Genomic DNA, 17,989 nt, shown 5'->3' with positions numbered 1-17,989 from the left:
TCCGAGGCGCCGCCGCGGGTAGCCGTCCAGTGCGACGAACGGAGGTGGACCGTGAGCGAGCGCACCGGCGAGGGCGGACGGCGGATGCTCACCGATCTGCTGGACGCCAGTCACCTCATGCCGGTCGAGCTGCTGCCGGCCAAGGCGTCCGAGTGCGCGCGGGCCGCCGCCTTCCACCACGTGCTGATCTACCTGGCGGACCTGCAACGCAACACCCTGCGCCTGCTGGCCGGCGACGAGGCGGCGGCCCGCGGGCACGAGGCGGAGCTGCACGTCGAGGGGACGGTCGCCGGGCGGGCCTTCCAGTACGGCGACGTGCTGCCCGCCGCGCCCCCGGGCGGCGACACGTTCGAGTGGTGGGTGCCGCTGCTGGACGGGACCGAGCGCATCGGGCTGCTGCGGGTGAGCGCCGGGCGCGACGACCCGGGTGCCCGCGCGGACATGGAGGCGCTGGCGGCGCTCATCTCGCTGATCATCGTCAGCAAGCGGGGCACCAGCGACGCGCTGGCCAGGCTGATCCGCGCCCGGCCGATGAGCGTGGCCGCGGAGATGCAGTGGAACCTCCTGCCCCCGCGCACCTACGCCGACGGGAGGGTGGCGATCTCCGCGTCCCTGGAACCGGCCTACGACATCAGCGGCGACGTCTTCGAGTACGCCATCGACGGGCCCCTGGTCCATCTGACGATCTTCGACGCGATGGGCCACGACACCGCGGCCGGCCTGTCCGGGGCCCTCGCCCTCGGAGCCTGCCGCAATGCCCGCCGCCAGGGCGCCGATCTCGTCGCCGAGGCGGACGCCGTCGAGGCGGCCCTCATCGAGCAGTACGACCGCCGGCGCTACGTCACCGGTGTGCTGGCCACGCTCGACACCCGCACCGGCAGCCTGAAGTGGGTCAACCGCGGGCACCATCCGCCGATCGTCATCCGCGACAACCGCTGGACCACCCACCTGGCCTGCCGGCCGGCCCACCCGATGGGCACCGACCTCGGGCTGCCGGGCACGGTGTGCGAGGAGCACCTCCAGCCCGGCGACCGCGTCGTGCTCTACACCGACGGCATCACCGAGGCGCGCCGCTCCGGTGACCGGGAATTCGGCCTGGACCGGTTCACCGACTTCCTCATCCGCCACCACGCCGACGGCCTGCCCGTCCCGGAAACGCTGCGCCGCCTCATCCACGCCGTCCTCGAGTACCACGACGGCCGTCTCCAGGACGATGCCACCGTCCTGATCTGCGAATGGATCGGCCCGCACGCGGAGCCGGCCCGGACGGCGGCCGACCTGATCGGAGTGTCGTCCACCCTTCCCCAGGGCGACGGCTGACCGGTGATCGCCTGGGTGCGTGCGGCCGCCCTCCGTCAGCGGGAGGCCAGCCCGTGCCGCTCGGCCGCCGCCCCGAAGTAGTCGCCGCCCTTGCGGCGGACGTCGTCGGTGCCCCAGGCCTGCTCGCCGTCGGCGGCCGCGCCGCCCTCGCCGCCGACGTGCTGCCGCAACGGCGCGCGGACCAGCCTCGGTATGTGCTTCGAGCAGTGGATGTACGCCTCCTCCACCTCGACCTCCACCCACATCTGGGGGCGGCGGCCGGGCACCGGGTCGACCGGCAGGCCCGGGTACCTCTGGCGCATGGCGTCGTCGGTGACCAGGCGGGCCCTGCCGTTGACATGCAGGCCGATACGGTCCTGGGAGAAGTCGATCATCAGGATGCCGATGTGCGGGTTCTCCCGGATGTTGCCGAGCGAGGCCATGACGCCGTTCCCGCGGTACTCCGGGTAGGCCAGGGTCGCGTCGTCGAGGACCCGGAGAAAGCCGGGCGGGCCGGCCCGGAAGGTGCTGTCGCACTCCCCGCGGCTGTCCGCCGTGGCCAGGAAGAACATCTCCTGGCGGGCCACGAACTCCCGCATCCGCGGATTGAGCCGGTCCAGCACCTGCTCGTCGTAGAACCGGTCGGCGCGTTCGACGGTGCCCAACTCGCGCTGGATCTGGTGCTCTCCGAGGCTTCCGGGGCGCTCTGCCCGCTGGTCGTCGTACAAGGGTCCTCCTGGCAGGGATTGCGGCAGGGCAGCAACTCGTGGAACCGCGGGGACGGGGGCTCGCGCCCGCGCCCGCCTCGGCGCGCGTGACTGATTCGATCGCCTTGCAGGCCGAAAATGCACCATCGGCCCCGCACGTGAGGGTAGAGCAGACACCTGAACGGGCCCTGCCCGGGCTCGTGCTGAGCGGCCGCCGGGGGCTTACGGGCGCCGAACCTCCAGGAGGACCGCTGTTCCGGCGACGGTCCGGTCCTCGTGCATGGTGATCACCTGGCCGGGGCGAAGACGCCACCACCGCGACGGGTCGAGCGGAGCCAGCCGCACCACGGCCCGCTCGCCGGGCCCCATGAAGGGGACGCGCTCCACCCAGAGACGCGCTGCGCGGAGGTCCGGTGCGCCGCTCAGGGTCCGATCCCCGATGTCCCACATCGGGCGCAGGACGCCGGCGCCGGGGAGGGGCGTCTGCCGACGGGCCTCCTCGGCGGACCTGAGGGAAAGGTCGGCCCGGATGACGCCGTACCGGGTCTCGGAGCAGCGCCAATGGCACCAGGCCGCGCTCCGCTCCAGCCCCGACTGCTCGGCGGCGGTGGCGAGGGCCTGCCAGAAGGCGAGCGGGAGCGGACGCACGTCACCGAGTTCCTCCAAGAGCCCGAGAGCCACTTCCCACTCGTCGTGGACCAGATACTCCCAGACGTCGTTCACCGTCAGGCCGTTCTCGGCGGCGGTCTCCTCGGGAACCAGCAGTGAAGCCGCTTCCAGCAGCTCGCGGACGTCCATGCCCTGATTGTGCTGCCGCTCATCCGGGGCGACCCGGCAGCCCTGGTGGCGGCCGCCTCCACCGTCGCCGGGCAGGTCATCAGCGCGACCGGCCGGTGGAAGGTGTACCTCGTCGTGGGGAGTCCGCGGACACCATCGAGGCGGTCGCGGGCGGCACCGCCGGGCGCGTCGGCGCCGACGTCTGACGCGGAACCGCACCGTGGTGCGGACCAGTGCGGGCGCCTCGTCCGCACCGCGGCCCGCGCTTTGTTCCGGCCCCGGGACCTGCGTTAACCTGCGGCGTATTTTCTCGTCGCGCAGATCCGTGACCGCGGAAATGCACGCACGACAGCCGGGCCGCCGACGCGGTCCGGGGGGTGGTTCCGAGTCCTCGGTGCCGAGGACTCCTGGGGAGCGGAACGAGGGTGCGCATGACCAGCGACAGCACCGGTGCGGTCGACGCGGTGCCGGGCGACCAGGAGTTGCGGCGACTCCTGGCGGGCCTGACAGCCGTCCGGGACGGGGACTTCGGCACCCGCCTGCCGGAGGACGCCGACGGCCTCATGGGCGACATCGCCACGGTCTTCAACGGCATGGTGGACCAGCTGTCCGTGTTCACCTCCGAAGTCACCCGGGTGGCCCGCGAGGTCGGCACCGAGGGGACGCTCGGCGGGCAGGCGGAGGTGCCGGGCGTCTCGGGCACCTGGGCCGACCTGACCGACTCGGTCAACGCCATGGCGGGCAACCTGACCACCCAGGTCCGCGACATCGCCCAGGTGGCCACGGCGGTGGCCAAGGGCGACCTCTCCCAGAAGATCGACGTACCCGCCCGCGGCGAGATCCTCCAGCTGAAGGAGACCGTCAACACGATGGTCGATCAGCTGTCCGCGTTCGCCGACGAGGTGACGCGGGTGGCCCGCGAGGTCGGCAGCGAGGGACGGCTCGGCGGCCAGGCCCAGGTGCCGGGCGTGGCCGGCGTCTGGCGCGACCTGACCGACTCCGTGAACCACATGGCGGGCAACCTCACCAGCCAGGTCCGCTCCATCGCCCAGGTGACCACGGCGGTGGCGGAGGGCGACCTCTCGCAGAAGATCACCGTCGACGCGCGCGGTGAGATCCTGGAGTTGAAGAGCACCATCAACACGATGGTCGATCAGCTGTCCGCGTTCGCCGACGAGGTGACCCGGGTCGCCCGCGAGGTCGGCACCGAGGGGCGCCTCGGCGGCCAGGCCGACGTCAAGGGCGTCAAGGGCACCTGGCGCGACCTCACCGACTCGGTGAACTTCATGGCGGGCAACCTCACCGGCCAGGTCCGCAACATCGCGCTGGTCGCGACCGCCGTCGCCAAGGGCGACCTGTCGCAGAAGATCACCGTCGACGCGCGCGGTGAGATCCTGGAGTTGAAGAGCACCATCAACACGATGGTCGATCAGCTCTCCGCGTTCGCCGACGAGGTGACGCGGGTCGCCCGCGAGGTCGGCACGGAGGGACGCCTCGGCGGACAGGCCCAGGTGCGCGGTGTCTCGGGCACCTGGAAGGACCTCACCGACAACGTCAACGTGATGGCGTCGAACCTCACCGGCCAGGTCCGCTCCATCGCCCAGGTCGCCACCGCCGTGGCGCGCGGCGACCTGTCGCAGCGCATCACCGTGGAGGCCGCGGGCGAGGTCGCGGCGCTGGCCGAGGTCATCAACACGATGGTCGACACCCTGTCGGCCTTCGCCGACGAGGTCACCCGCGTCGCCCGCGAGGTCGGCACCGAGGGACGCCTCGGCGGCCAGGCGCACGTGCCGAACGTCGCCGGCACCTGGAAGGACCTCACCGACAACGTCAACTCGATGGCCAACAACCTCACCGGCCAGGTGCGCAACATCGCGCTGGTGACGACCGCGGTGGCCAGGGGCGACCTGTCCAAGAAGATCGACGTGGACGCCCGCGGCGAGATCCTCGAACTCAAGACGACCATCAACACGATGGTCGACCAGCTGTCCGCGTTCGCCGACGAGGTGACCCGGGTCGCCCGCGAGGTCGGCACCGAGGGGCGCCTCGGCGGACAGGCCGAGGTCGAGGGCGTCTCCGGCACCTGGAAGCGCCTCACGGAGAACGTCAACGAGCTGGCGGGCAACCTGACCCGGCAGGTCCGCGCGATCGCCGAGGTCGCGAGCGCCGTCGCCGAGGGCGACCTGACCCGCTCCATCACCGTGGAGGCGTCCGGCGAGGTCGCCGAGCTCAAGGACAACATCAACTCCATGGTGGAGTCCCTGCGCGAGACCACCCGGGCCAACCAGGAGCAGGACTGGCTCAAGACCAACCTCGCCCGGATCTCGAGCCTGATGCAGGGCCACCGCGACCTGCCCGTGGTCGCCGAGCTGATCATGGACGAGCTGGTCCCCCTGGTGTCGGCCCAGTACGGCGCCTTCTACCTCGCCGAGGACGGCGACGACGGACCCGAACTGCGGCTCGTCGGCTCCTACGGCTACCCGGAGGACAGCAGCCGGCCCACCCGCATCGCCTTCGGCCGCACCCTGGTCGGCCAGGCCGCACGCAGCCGGCGCACCATCACCGTGGACGAGCTGCCGCCCGGCTACGTCACCATCTCCTCGGGACTCGGCCAGGTCGTGCCGACCGCGCTGGTGCTGCTGCCCATCGTGGTCGAGGGCCAGGTCCTCGGTGTCATCGAACTGGCGTCGGTCACCCCGTTCACCCAGATCCACCGGGACTTCCTCGAGCAGCTGATGGAGACCATCGGCGTCAACGTCAACACCATCGTGGCCAACGCCCGCACCGACGAGCTGCTCGTCGAGTCCCAGCGCCTCACGGCCGAACTCCGGGCCCGCTCCACGGAGTTGCAGGTGCAGCAGGAGGAACTGCAGCGCTCCAACGCGGAACTGGAGGACAAGGCCTCGCTGCTCGCGGCCCAGAACCGCGACATCGAGGCGAAGAACCTCCAGATCGAGCAGGCGCGCCAGGAGCTGGAGACCCGCGCCCAGCAGCTGTCGCTGGCCTCGAAGTACAAGTCGGAGTTCCTGGCGAACATGAGCCACGAACTGCGCACGCCCCTCAACAGCCTGCTCATCCTCGCCCAGTTGCTGGCGCAGAACCCGTCCCGCAACCTCACGCCCAAGCAGGTCGAGTACGCGCAGATCATCCACTCCGCCGGATCGGACCTGCTCCAGCTGATCAACGACATCCTCGACCTGTCCAAGGTCGAGGCCGGGAAGATGGACGTCACGCCCGAGCGGGTGACGCTGCGCCAGCTCATCGAGTACGTCGAGGCCACCTTCCGGCCGATGACGACGCAGAAGAGCCTGGAGTTCACGGTGACGACCGCTCCCGGCGCGCCCGCGGACCTGCTCACCGACGACTCCCGGCTGCGCCAGGTGCTGCGCAACCTCCTGTCGAACGCCGTGAAGTTCACCGAGCAGGGCGGCGTGGAACTGAGCATCGAGCCCGCGGCGGACGACGAGGTGCCCGCGGGTGTGATCCGGGGCGGCGCCGTGGTGGCCTTCCGCGTGAAGGACACCGGCATCGGCATCCCGGAGCAGAACCTGGAGACGATCTTCGGCGCCTTCCAGCAGGCGGACGGCACGACGAGCCGCAAGTACGGCGGCACCGGCCTCGGCCTGTCCATCACCCGGGAGATCGCCCAGCTGCTCGGGGGCGCCGTGACGGTGCGCAGCACGCCCGGCCAGGGCAGTACGTTCACGCTCTTCCTGCCCGTGGCCCGTCCCGACTTCGAGGCAGCGCTCGGCCACGGCGGCCCTCCGGAGCGGGCTTCGGCCGGGCCCCTGCCCGAGGGCTCGTCCCGCCCGGTGCCGGTGCCCCAGATCGGGCCCGGACCGCGGCCCCGGCGCCTGCTCGTCGTGGAGGAACGGCCGCGCGGTCTGCTGACCCTCGTCGCCGAGAGCGTGGTCGCGGACCTCACACACGGCCGCGCCGACGGCGGTCAGCGGCCCGCGATCGACATCATCACCGCCGTCGGCGCGCAGGAGGCGGCCGGCGCCCTCGCGGCCGAGCCGTGCCACTGCGTCGTCCTGGAACTGGGCATGCGCGACGCCGAGGCGTCCCGCTTCCTCCAGGCCCTGGAGGGCGACTCGGCGCTGGCGAGCGTCCCGGTGCTCGTGCACAGCAGCCACCCCGCGGACGCCTCCCTGGACGAGACGCTGCGGTCCCGCTCGGCGGGCGGGGCACTGGAGTTCCTGTCCAGCCTCGACGAACTGCGCGAGCGCATCGCCCTGCACCTGTCCGCCGAGGAACCCGGCGACGTGCTCTCCCTGGTCCGGCCCGAGGAACCGCGGCATCCGGCGCCGGGCCTCCTCGACGAGGCGTCGGCGGGCCGCACCGTCCTCGTCGTCGACGACGACGCGCGGAACCTCTTCGCGCTGAGCGGCATCCTGGAGCTGCACGGCTTCAGGGTGCTGCACGCCGAGAACGGGCGCAGAGGCATCGAGACACTCGTGAACAACCCGGATGTCGCGCTGGTGCTGATGGACGTGATGATGCCGGAGATGGACGGCTACACCGCGACGGCCGAGATCCGCAGGATGCCGCAGTACGCGGAGCTGCCCATCATCGCCGTCACGGCGAAGGCGATGCCCGGCGACCGGGAGAAGAGCCTCGCCTCGGGCGCCAGCGACTACGTCACCAAGCCCGTCGACACCCGCGACCTCATCGCCTGCGTCCGGCGCTGGCTGCCCGCATGAGCACGCCGGCGCCCGCCCCGCAGCGCCCGCCGTTCCGCGCCCCAGGGCGCTCCAGCCGAGGAGCATCCACACCGTGAGCACGTCCGAGCAGCCGCCCGAACCGGGTCCGCGCGGTGAGACCGAGCGCGACTCCGCCGCAGGCCCGGCGTCCTCCGTCCCGCCGGTGACGCCTGAGGGGCTGCCGGTGACTCCCGACGGGCCGCTCGCGGAACCCGGCGGTGCCCCGTCCTCCTCCCCGGTGGGCCGGCTCGCGGCCACCGTGGAGCGGCTCAGCCGGGAGGTGCGGGCCGCCCAGGCGGAGGCCGAGGGGCGCGCCCTGATCGAGCTCGCCAAGGGTGTCCTGGTCGAACGGCTCAAGTGCGGGCCGGTCCAGGCCGCCCGGCAGCTCGCCGAGCTGGCCGAGCAGGCCCAGGTCACCCCCCTGGAACTGGCCGTCGACGTCATCAACCAGGCCGCCCGGGACCGGGTGTCGGAGGTGACGGACGCGTTCCTCGCCGCCACGCAGGCCGCCGACGGGGCGGAGCCCGAGTCGGCCGCCGTACGGCTGCGCGCCGCCGAGAGCGGCGTGCTGGCCGCGGACGACACCCAGGCCGTCGCCGACGCCCTGCTGGAGCAGGCGCTGCGCCCCCTGGGCGCGGTCGCCGTGGCCGTCTGGGCCGCGGGCTCCGACGGTTCGCTCACCCTGGCGGGCAGCGCCGGCTTCTCACCGGCCGAGGCCGCGCGCTGGCGCTACGTCCCACCGGACGTGGCGACCGTCGCGCGGCGGGGCCTCCTCGAGCGCGAGGGCCAGTGGATCACCTCCCTCGGGGAGACCGGACTGCCCAGCATCGGCCTCCACTACCACCCGGACGGCGGCAGGGCCGCGCTGCCCGCCGGCACCGGCGGGCGCATCCACGGCGTGCTGGAGATCGCCTGGCCGACGCCTCTGACGCCGCAGCCCCCGCAGATCGTCCGCCAGGTGGAGGCCCTCGCCGAACTGTGCGCCCACACGCTGGAGACGTACACGCCGCCGCAGGCGGGAGCCCAGGAGCCGCGGGTCCTGCCGGACGCCGCGGAGCTGATGGACCTGGCCGACGGGCTGCACGACCCCGCCCTGGTCCTGGTGCCGCACCTGGACGGCGCCGGGAACCTCGCGGACTTCCGCATCCAGCACGTGAACAGCCGCTTCCTGGATCCGGCCGGGCGGCCGCGGGCGGTCGTCAGCGGCGCGCTGCTGCTGGAGGCCTACCCGATGGCCGCCGGGGACAGCGAGCTGTTCCATCGCATCGAGCGCGTCTATTCCACCGGCGAGCCCTTCAGGGCCCGCCGGATGAACCTCACCGCCCTCGTCGACCAGGTCCCCCTCTCGGCCGTCGCGGACATCAGCATCAGCCGGCACGGCACCGCCGTCCTCCTCATCTGGCGCATCGAGGACGAGACGGCGCGCCTGGCGAGCCTGCTTCAGCACGCCCAGCGTCTCGGCCGGATCGGCGGCTTCGAGGAGAACGTGCTGACCGGGGAGATCACCTGGAACGGGCAGCTGTTCGACCTCTACGGGCGCCCGCAGTCGAGCACGCCGGTGCCCCTGGAGGAGCTGCCGTCCCACGCCCATCCGGACGACGGCGTCGCCATCCGCCGCTTCCTGCGCACGCTGCTGCACCACCGGCGGCCGGCGGCCGCGGCCTTCCGGCTCCAGCGGCCGGACGGGGTGACCCGGCACATCCGGATCGTCGCCGAACCCGTGCTCGACACCGACGGCCGGCTGCTCCTGGTCCGCGGCGCCTGCCAGGACATCTCGGCCCAGCACTGGACCGAGGTGGCCCTCGCCGCGACCCGCGACCAGCTGGCCCACACCGAGCAGCAGGCCACCGAACGCAACCGGCTGACCCTTCAGTTGCAGCACGCCATCATGCCCCCCACCCAGGCGCCCCTGCGGGTGACCGGGCTCCAGGCGGCGGTCCGCTACCGGCCCGCGGAGACCGAGCAACTGGTGGGCGGCGACTGGTACGACGCCGTCGTCCTGCCGTCCGGGCTGGTGCTGCTGTGCGTCGGGGACGTGGCCGGGCACGGCATCGAGGCCGCCACCAGCATGGTCGTCCTGCGCAACGCGCTGCGCGGCCTGGCGGTGACGGGCGCCGGGCCGGGCCAGCTGCTGTCGTGGCTCAACATCGTGGCGCACCATCTGACGGGCGCCGTCACCGCGACGGCGGTGTGCGGCCTGTACGACCCGGCCGACCGGACGCTGCGCTGGGCCAGGGCGGGTCATCTGCCGCCCGTACTCGTCCGCGACACCGAGGCGACCCCCTTGCCCCTGGTCAAGGGCCTTCTGCTCGGAGCGGTGCCCGAGGCCACGTACGAGGAGACCGAGATCCAACTGGCCGCCGGAGACACCCTGTTGATGTACACGGACGGCCTGATCGAACGCCGCGACCGCCCCGTGGAGGAGTCCCTGACCCACCTGCTGACCACCGCCCGCACGGCACCCAGCACCCTCGACCAGCAACTGGACCGCCTGCTGACGTACAGCAAGTCGGACACCGACGACGACACGTGCCTCGTGGGCATTCGGGTGGGGTGACGGATACGTACGCTCACGCCCCGTACACCGGCCGCGGCGGCTCCGCCTCCGCCAGCAGCTTCAGGGCGGTCTCGCCCGCCTCCGCGGGGCTCCAGCGGGCGCCTTTGTCGGCGGTCGGGCCGGGGCGCCAGCCCTCCATGACGGTGATGCGGCCGCCCTCGGCCTCGAAGACCCGGCCGGTCACCCCGGCCGAGGCGGCGGAGCCCAGCCAGACGACCAGAGGGGAGACGTTCTCCGGCGCCATGGCGTCGAAATCGCCGTCGTCGGGCGCGGTCATGGTGTCGGCGAAGGTCCGCTCGGTCATCCGGGTCCGGGCGGCCGGCGCGATGGCGTTGACCCGCACCCCGTAGCGGCGCAGCTCGGCGGCGGCGACCAGGGTCAGGGCGACGATGCCGGCCTTGGCCGCGGAGTAGTTGCCCTGCCCGACACTGCCGAGGAGCCCGGCGCCCGAGCTGGTGTTGATCACCCGGGCCTCGGGCGTGCGGCCCGCCTTCGCCTCGGCCCGCCAGTGCGCGGCGGCGTGCTTCAACGGCAGGAAGTGGCCCTTGAGATGGACCCGCAGCACCGCGTCCCAGTCGTCCTCGTCGAGGTTCACCAGCATGCGGTCGCGCAGGAACCCGGCGTTGTTGACGAGCGTGTCGAGGCGGCCGTACGTGTCCAGAGCCGTGCGCACGAGGGAGGCGGCGCCGTCGGCCGTGGTGATGTCGCCGGTGTGGGCGACCGCGTCCCCGCCCGACTCCCGGATCTCGTCGACGGTCTGCTGCGCGGGTCCGGCGGTCCCTCCGGTGCCGTCGAGGCCGACGCCGAGGTCGTTGACGACGACCTTGGCGCCCTCGGCGGCGAAGGCGAGGGCGTGCGCGCGGCCGAGTCCGCGCCCCGCTCCGGTGACGGCGACGACGCGTCCGGTGCACAGTCCGGTCATGGTGTGGATGTCCTTCCGACGGTGGGTCACGTGTGGGCGGTGGCCGCGTCCAGGAAGGCCGGCCGTTCCCCGCCGCCGTGCACGAGGAGGCCGGCGCCGCTGATGTAGGAGGCGCGGTCGGAGGCGAGGAAGACGCAGGCGTCGCCGACGTCCGACGGTTCGGCGAGGCGGCCGAGCGGCACGGTGCGCCCGACGGCCGCGATGCCGTCCTCGTCGCCGTAGTGCAGATGGGACAGTTCGGTGCGGACCATGCCGAGGACGAGGGTGTTGACGCGGATCCGCGGGGCCCACTCGACGGCCATCGACCGCGCCAGGTGCTCCAGACCGGCCTTGGCGGCGCCGTACGCCGCCGTGCCGGGGGAGGGGCGGCTGCCGCTGACGCTGCCGATCATCACGATCGACCCGCTGCCGGGCCGGTCGCGCATCACCTCGTACGCGGCGAGCGAGGCGGTCAGCGGAGCGAGCAGGTTCAACTCGACGACCCGGGCGTGCCGTTCGGCTGCGCCCTCGTCGAGCTTGCGGTACGGGGTGCCGCCGGCGTTGTTGACCAGCGTGTCCAGACGGCCGTAGTCCTCCCGGACGCGGTCGAAGAAGGCGACCGTCGCCTCCTGGTCACGCAGGTCGACCGGCAGGAAACGGGCCGTGCGCCCGCCCGCCTCGACCGGCTCCTCAGGGGCACGGCGGGCGCAGGTGACGACCTCGGCACCGGCCTCCAGCAGGGCCCGGGCGATGCCCGCGCCGACGCCCCGGGTGCCGCCGGTGACGACGGCGACGGACCCCGACAGATCGATGAACGCTGCCAATGGACACCTCCCGCGGCGCGTGGACCGCTGCTACCTTTCCACCTAACAAACGTTTGGTGGAAAGGTAGCTGATCCGCTCATGGGTGTCTCCACCACCGCCCCGGAAGAGGGCGTCGCCGTCGTCACCGTGGACTTCCCGCCCGTCAACGCCCTTCCGGTGCGGGGCTGGTACGACCTGGCCGCGGCGGTCCGCGCCGCCGGGGCTGATCCCGAGGTGCGCTGCGTGGTGCTCACCGCGGCGGGACGCGGCTTCAACGCCGGCGTCGACATCAAGGAGCTCCAGCGCAGCAGGGACCACGGGGCCCTCATCGGCGTCAACCGCGGCTGCTTCGAGGCGTTCGCCGCGGTCTACGACTGCGAGGTCCCGGTGGTCGCGGCCGTGCACGGCTTCTGCGTGGGCGGCGGGATCGGCCTGGTCGGCAACGCGGACGCGATCGTGGCGAGCGACGACGCGACGTTCGGCCTGCCGGAGCTGGACCGGGGCGCGCTCGGCGCCGCCACCCATCTGGCCCGGCTGGTCCCACAGCACCTGATGCGGACCCTGTACTACACCTCGCGCACCGTCACCGCCGCCGAACTGCACCGGCACGGATCGGTGTGGCAGGTGGTCCCGCGCAATCAACTCCATGAGGCCGCTTTGGAGTTGGCCCGCGAGATCGCCGCCAAGGACGGCTCCCTCCTCCGCCTCGCCAAGGCCGCGATCAACGGCATCGACCCGGTCGACGTCCGCCGCAGCTACCGCTACGAGCAGGGCTTCACCTTCGAGGCGAACCTCGGCGGCGTCGCCGACCGCGTACGCGCCACCTTCGGCACCACCGCAGACGGCGGGCAGGAGCAGGCGTGAGCAGGGACAAGACGATGACCGCCGAGCAGGTCGTCGGCCGCCTCGGCAGCGGCATGACGATCGGCATCGGCGGCTGGGGAGCACGGCGCAAGCCGATGGCACTGGTGCGCGCCCTGCTGCGCTCCGACGTCACCGACCTTACCGTCGTCTCCTACGGCGGCCCGGACGTCGGCCTCCTCGCCGCCGCGGGCAAGATCCGCAAGCTGGTCGCGGCCTTCGCGACCCTGGACTCCATCCCCCTGGAGCCGCACTTCACGGCGGCCCGGCAGCGGGGCGCGTTCGAACTGGTGGAGCTGGACGAGGCCATGGTCATGTGGGGCCTGACCGCCGCGTCGCAGCGCCTGCCCTTCCTGCCGGTCCGGGCCGGTCTCGGCTCGGACGTGATGCGGGTCAACCCCCACCTGCGCACGGTCACCTCGCCCTACGAGGACGGCGAGGAACTCGTCGCGGTTCCGGCTCTGCGGCTGGACGCGGCCCTGGTACACCTCAACCGCGCGGACGCGCACGGCAACGCCCAATACCTGGGCCCCGACCCGTACTTCGACGATCTGTTCTGCCAGGCCGCCGACGCCGCCTACGTCTCCTGCGAGCGGATCGTGGACACCGCGGACCTGCTGAAGGACGCCGGCCCGCAGACCCTGCTGGTCGAACGGCCCTTCGTGACCGGCGTGGCCGAGACGCCGAACGGCGCCCACTTCACCTCCTGCGCCCCCGACCACGACCGGGACGAGCCCTTCCAGCGTGCCTACGCGCAGGCCGCCGGCGACCCGGAGACCTGGCGGGTCTTCGCCGAGTGGTTCCTCTCCGGTGACGAGGACGCCTACCAGGCCGCGGTCGCCGCCTTCCACGAGGAGGAAGCCCGATGACGGTGACGAGGGCCGAGTACTGCGTGGTCGCCTGCGCCGAAGCCTGGCGGGACGCGGGCGAGATCCTGGCCGGCCCCATGGGCACGGTCCCGGCGATCGGCGCCCGCCTCGCCAAGCTGACCTTCGCGCCCGACCTGCTCCTGACCGACGGCGAGGCCCTGCTGACGGCGGACGTGCCGGCGATGGGCGCCAAGGCCGAGGTGGTCGAGGGCTGGCTGCCGTACCGCCGGCACCTGGCCCTGGTGGCCACCGGGCGGCGGCACGTGATGATGGGCGCCGGCCAGATCGACCGGTACGGCAACCAGAACATCTCCTGCATCGGCGACTGGACCCGCCCGAAGCGGCAGCTGCTCGGCGTGCGCGGCGCCCCGGTCAACACCCTGAACAATCCGACCAGTTACTGGATCCCCCGGCACTCCCGGCGGGTGTTCGTCGAGCGGGTCGACATGGTCTGCGGTGTCGGTCACGACCGTGCCGCCGCGGCCGGCCCCTCCGCGACCCGCTACCACCATCTCGCCGACGTCGTCAGCGACCTGGGCGTGTTCGACTTCGCGACACCCGACCGCACGATGCGGCTGCGCTCCCTGCACCCCGGTGTCACTGCCGAACAGGTCGCCGACGCCACGGGCTTCACGCTCACGATCCCGGACGACATGCCGTACACCCGCGCACCCACGCCCGAGGAGCTGCGGTTGATCCGCGAGGTCATCGACCCCAAGGGGCTGCGCGAACGCGAGGTGCCGGCGGCATGACGATCGACACCCCCCTGACGGAGCTGGTCGGTGTCCGGCACCCGCTCGTCCAGACGGGCATGGGCTGGGTGGCCGGCCCCCGCCTGGTGTCCGCCACCGCGAACGCCGGAGGCCTCGGCATCCTCGCCTCCGCCACCATGACGGTGGAGCAGCTCCGCTCCGCGGTCCGCGAGGTCAAGTCCCGTACGGACGCGCCGTTCGGGGTCAACCTGCGGGCGGACGCGGGCGACGCGGCCGAGCGGGCCCGGATCATCGTCGACGAGGGAGTGAAGGCCGCCTCGTTCGCGCTCGCGCCGTCGCGGGAGCTGATCGCCCGGCTCAAGGACGCCGGTGTCGTCGTCATCCCGTCCGTCGGCGCGCGGCGGCACGCCGAGAAGGTCGCCGCGTGGGGCGCGGACGCGGTGGTGGTGCAGGGTGGGGAGGGCGGCGGGCACACCGGCAGTGTGGCCACCACCGTGCTGCTGCCCCAGGTCGTGGACGCCGTGGACATCCCGGTGATCGCGGCGGGCGGCTTCCACGACGGGCGCGGTCTGGTCGCGGCCCTCGCCTACGGCGCCGCCGGGATCGCCATGGGCACCCGCTTCCTGCTCACCTCCGACAGCACCGTCCCCGACCCGGTCAAGGCCCGCTACCTGGCCGCCGCCGTCCAGGACGTCACCGTGACCACCCAGGTCGACGGCCTGCCCCACCGGATGCTGCGCAGCGAACTCGTCGACACGCTGGAGCGGTCCGGCCGGGCCGCGTCCCTGTGGCGCGCGGTCCGCCACGCCGCGGCCTTCCGGCGCGAGACCGGCATGAGCTGGGCGGCGATGGTCCGCGACGGCCTGGCGATGAAGCACGGCAGGGAACTGACCTGGAGCCAGGTCCTGCTCGCCGCCAGCACCCCCATGCTGCTCCGGGCGGCGATGGTCGACGGCCGCACCGACCTCGGCGTGATGGCCGCCGGGCAGGTCGCCGGGGTGATCGACGACCTGCCGTCCTGCGCCGAACTCGTCGACCGGATCATGGCCGAGGCGCATGCCGTGCTGCACCGGCTGCCCGACGCGGGCTGACCCGCTCGGGGCACCGGGCGCCTGTCACTTCTCTCACAGCCGCTCGATGATGGTGACGTTGGCCTGCCCGCCGCCCTCGCACATCGTCTGGAGACCGTAGCGGCCGCCCGTGCGCTCCAGTTCGTGCAGCAGCGTCGTCATGAGCTTGGTGCCGGTGGCGCCCAGGGGATGGCCGAGCGCGATGGCGCCGCCGTTGACGTTGACCCTCTCCGGGTCGGCGCCGGTCTCCTTCAGCCAGGCCAGCACCACCGGCGCGAACGCCTCGTTGATCTCGACCAGGTCGATGGCGTCGAGCGTCATCCCGGACTTCTTCAGCGCGTACGCCGTCGCCGGGATCGGCGCGGACAGCATCCGGATGGGGTCCTCGCCGCGCACCGAGAGGTGGTGGATACGGGCGCGCGGCGTCAGGCCGTGTTCCCGCACGGCCCGTTCGCTCGCCAGCAGCAGGGCGGAGGCGCCGTCGGAGACCTGGGAGGAGCAGGCCGCCGTGATGCTGCCGCCGTCGATCACCGGCTTCAGCCCGGCCATCTTCTCCAGGCTGGTGTCGCGGCGCGGGCCCTCGTCGGTCGTGACGTCGCCGTAGGGCACGGTCTCGCGGTCGAAGCGGCCCTCGTCGATGGCGCGCAGGGCCCGCTGGTGGGAGCGGAGCGCGAACTCCTCCATGTCCCGGCGGGAGATGCTCCACTTGGCGGCGATCATCTCGGCGCCGGCGAACTGGTTGACCGGCCGGTCGCCGTACCGGGCCCGCCAGCCCTCCGAGCCGGCGAAGGGGCCCTGGGTCAGGCCGAGCGGCTCGGCGGCCTGCCGGGTCGCGAAGGCGATCGGGACCATCGACATGTTCTGCACACCGCCCGCGACCACGAGGTCCTGCGTGCCCGACAGCACCGCCTGGGCGGCGAAGTGCACGGCCTGCTGCGAGGAGCCGCACTGCCGGTCCACGGTCACCCCCGGCACCTCCTCCGGCAGCCCGGCGGCCAGCCAGCAGGTCCGCGCGATGTCCCCGGCCTGCGGCCCCACGGCGTCCAGGCAGCCGAGGACGACGTCCTCGACGGCCGCCGGGTCGACGGCCGAGCGTTCCATCAGCGCCTTCAGCACGTGCGCGCCGAGATCGGCGGGATGCACGGCGGACAGCCCGCCGCCTCGCCTGCCGACCGGGGTGCGGACCGCTTCGACGATGTATGCCTCGGCCATGGCCACTCCTTTGAAGCCTGTCGGGGTCATTCCCGGAGCGTGATGCCCTCCAGCACCATCGACAGGTACTGGCGGGCGATCTCCTCCGGGCTGTGCTGTCCGCCCGGCCGGTACCAGGACGCGGCCACCCAGACGGTGTCGCGCAGGAAGCGGTACGTGAGCCGGACGTCGAGGTCGGCGCGGAAGGCCCGCTCGGCCACCCCGCGCTCCAGCGTGCCCAGCCACGCCTTCTCGAACTTCACCTGCGATGCGGCGAGATAGGCGAAACGCGGCTGGTCCTGCAGGTGCCTGGCCTCCTTCTGGTAGATGGCGACGGCGTCGCGACGCCGGTCGATCTCCCGGAAGGACTCGGTGACGAGCGCCTCGATGGTCTCCCTGGGCCCGAGGCCGGAACCGAGCACGGCGTCGTAGCGGGCCCACAGCTCGTTCAGGAAGCCGGAGAGGATCTCGTCGAGCATCGACTCCTTGGAGTCGAAGTGGTAGTAGAGGCTGCCCGCGAGCATCCCCGCCGCGTCCGCGATCCGGCGGACGGTGGTGGCGCGGTAGCCCTGCGCGGCGAACACCTCGGCGGCGGTGGCCAGGATCTCCTCGCGCCGCTCGGGCGCGGTGTTCATCGCCGTCTTCTTACGGTCACTGCTGCTGTTCGGCACCGGATCATTCTCGCCTCACGCGCGCCGGCTGCTGACGGAGACGACCTCGCCGGTCATGTACGAGGAGTAGCCGGAGGCCAGGAACACGATCACGTTGGCCACCTCCCACGGCTCGGCGTACCGCCCGAAGGCCTCCCGGGCGGTGAGTTCCTCAAGCAGCTCGGGGGTGGTGACCTTGGCAAGGTGCGGGTGCATGGCGAGGCTCGGCGCGACGGCGTTGACCCGGACCCCGAACGCGGCGGCCTCCAGCGCGGCACACCGGGTGAGCGCCATGACCCCGGCCTTGGCGGCGGCGTAGTGCGCCTGCCCCCGCTGCGCCCGCCAGCCGATCACCGACGAGTTGTTCACGATCACCCCGCCCGCGCCCACGGCCTTCATGCGGCGCAGTGCGGCACGCGTGCAGCGGAACGTGCCGTTCAGGGTGACGTCGAGGACCTTCTCCCACTGCTCGTCCGTCATCTCGACGAGGTCGGCGGTGCCGCCGAGACCGGCGTTGTTGACGACGATGTCCAGCCGCCCGTGCCGTTCCTCGACGAGGTCGAACAACGCGGCGACCTGCGCCTCGTCGGTGACGTCGCAGGGGAGCGCGGCGACCCGGTCCGCGCCGAAGGCGCCGGCCAGTTCGGCTGCGGACTCCTTCAGCCGGCGCGCGTGGGCGTCGGAGACGACGACCCGCGCGCCCTCCTCCAGTAGCCGCCGCGCGGTCGCACCACCGATCCCGGCGCCCGCGGCGGCGGTGACGACGGCGCCCCGGCCGTCCAGCAGCCCGTGGCCGGGCACGTACGGCGGCGGTGCGGTCACGGGCGGGCCCCCTTCCGGCTCCGGACAGCTCTCGACGGGCTCACGTCCCGCACGTTAACCTACCA

The 17,989-nt window shown here is 72.8% G+C and carries 14 protein-coding genes; 7 read left to right on the top strand and 7 right to left on the bottom strand.

The genetic code is table 11. The features are described from left to right. Positions 1-84 precede the first annotated feature (84 nt). On the top strand, positions 85-1,320 hold the full coding sequence (locus IE255_RS27730) for a PP2C family protein-serine/threonine phosphatase (protein WP_190053276.1): 1,236 nt from the start codon (positions 85-87) through the stop codon (positions 1,318-1,320). A gap of 35 nt (positions 1,321-1,355) precedes the next feature. On the opposite strand, the gene IE255_RS27725 is transcribed toward IE255_RS27730, so the two are convergent. Beyond that, complete coding sequence (locus tag IE255_RS27725; RefSeq protein ID WP_229906623.1) at positions 1,356-2,027, bottom strand: pyridoxamine 5'-phosphate oxidase family protein; 672 nt, start codon at positions 2,025-2,027, stop codon at positions 1,356-1,358. Between the two features lie 201 nt (positions 2,028-2,228). Then, positions 2,229-2,804: a hypothetical protein gene (locus tag IE255_RS27720; protein WP_190053101.1), complete on the bottom strand. Its 576-nt coding sequence runs from the start codon at positions 2,802-2,804 to the stop codon at positions 2,229-2,231. A 410-nt stretch (positions 2,805-3,214) separates the two neighbouring features. Between IE255_RS27720 and IE255_RS27715 the strand changes: the two genes are divergently transcribed. Together IE255_RS27715 and IE255_RS27710 are read left to right on the top strand one after the other, a co-directional pair. After that, positions 3,215-7,486, top strand: a complete 4,272-nt coding sequence (locus tag IE255_RS27715; protein ID WP_190053100.1) for a HAMP domain-containing protein — start codon at positions 3,215-3,217, stop codon at positions 7,484-7,486. 73 nt (positions 7,487-7,559) lie between these two features. Beyond that, entirely contained in the window at positions 7,560-10,043 is a 2,484-nt protein-coding gene (locus IE255_RS27710) for a SpoIIE family protein phosphatase (RefSeq protein WP_190053099.1), read from the top strand. A gap of 13 nt (positions 10,044-10,056) precedes the next feature. Here the strand turns inward: IE255_RS27710 and IE255_RS27705 are convergent, their stop codons facing one another. Together IE255_RS27705 and IE255_RS27700 are read right to left on the bottom strand one after the other, a co-directional pair. Beyond that, positions 10,057-10,965, bottom strand: coding sequence for an SDR family oxidoreductase (locus tag IE255_RS27705; RefSeq protein WP_190053275.1), 909 nt, complete (start codon positions 10,963-10,965; stop codon positions 10,057-10,059). 26 nt (positions 10,966-10,991) lie between these two features. Further along, a complete protein-coding gene (locus IE255_RS27700) occupies positions 10,992-11,768 on the bottom strand; it encodes an SDR family oxidoreductase (protein WP_190053098.1) in 777 nt (258 codons plus the stop codon). Positions 11,769-11,847: 79 nt separating this feature from the next. Here IE255_RS27700 and IE255_RS27695 point away from each other — a divergent pair, with 79 nt between their 5' ends. Genes IE255_RS27695 through IE255_RS27680 form a run of 4 tightly spaced genes read left to right on the top strand, consistent with a single transcriptional unit; the run spans position 11,848 to position 15,282 of the window. Further along, complete coding sequence (locus IE255_RS27695; RefSeq protein ID WP_190053097.1) at positions 11,848-12,612, top strand: enoyl-CoA hydratase family protein; 765 nt, start codon at positions 11,848-11,850, stop codon at positions 12,610-12,612. Positions 12,613-12,626: 14 nt separating this feature from the next. Beyond that, positions 12,627-13,478 carry a CoA transferase subunit A gene (locus IE255_RS27690; RefSeq protein WP_190053274.1) on the top strand — a complete coding sequence of 284 codons (852 nt, stop codon included), beginning with the start codon at positions 12,627-12,629 and terminating at the stop codon, positions 13,476-13,478. Next, positions 13,475-14,230: a CoA-transferase subunit beta gene (locus tag IE255_RS27685; protein WP_190053096.1), complete on the top strand. Its 756-nt coding sequence runs from the start codon at positions 13,475-13,477 to the stop codon at positions 14,228-14,230. Before IE255_RS27690 ends, IE255_RS27685 begins: the two co-directional genes overlap by 4 nt. A gap of 2 nt (positions 14,231-14,232) precedes the next feature. Then, on the top strand, positions 14,233-15,282 hold the full coding sequence (locus tag IE255_RS27680; protein WP_372487574.1) for an NAD(P)H-dependent flavin oxidoreductase: 1,050 nt from the start codon (positions 14,233-14,235) through the stop codon (positions 15,280-15,282). Positions 15,283-15,315: 33 nt separating this feature from the next. Here IE255_RS27680 and IE255_RS27675 read toward each other — a convergent pair whose 3' ends face one another. The 3 genes from IE255_RS27675 to IE255_RS27665 are packed head-to-tail and all read right to left on the bottom strand — an operon-like array spanning position 15,316 to position 17,924. Beyond that, positions 15,316-16,473 (bottom strand): acetyl-CoA C-acetyltransferase, encoded by a 1,158-nt coding sequence (locus tag IE255_RS27675; protein ID WP_190053094.1) that lies wholly within the window; start codon positions 16,471-16,473, stop codon positions 15,316-15,318. A gap of 26 nt (positions 16,474-16,499) precedes the next feature. Continuing rightward, positions 16,500-17,087, bottom strand: a complete 588-nt coding sequence (locus tag IE255_RS27670; protein ID WP_190053273.1) for a TetR/AcrR family transcriptional regulator — start codon at positions 17,085-17,087, stop codon at positions 16,500-16,502. Positions 17,088-17,138: 51 nt separating this feature from the next. Further along, the gene (locus IE255_RS27665) at positions 17,139-17,924 is read right to left on the bottom strand and encodes an SDR family oxidoreductase (RefSeq protein WP_190053093.1); all 786 of its coding nucleotides are present in this window, start codon (positions 17,922-17,924) and stop codon (positions 17,139-17,141) included. Positions 17,925-17,989: the final 65 nt, after the last annotated feature.

Source organism: Streptomyces lomondensis, from assembly GCF_014651035.1.
Lineage (GTDB): Bacteria > Actinomycetota > Actinomycetes > Streptomycetales > Streptomycetaceae > Streptomyces > Streptomyces lomondensis.
This window is presented reverse-complemented; position numbering and strand designations above follow the sequence as displayed.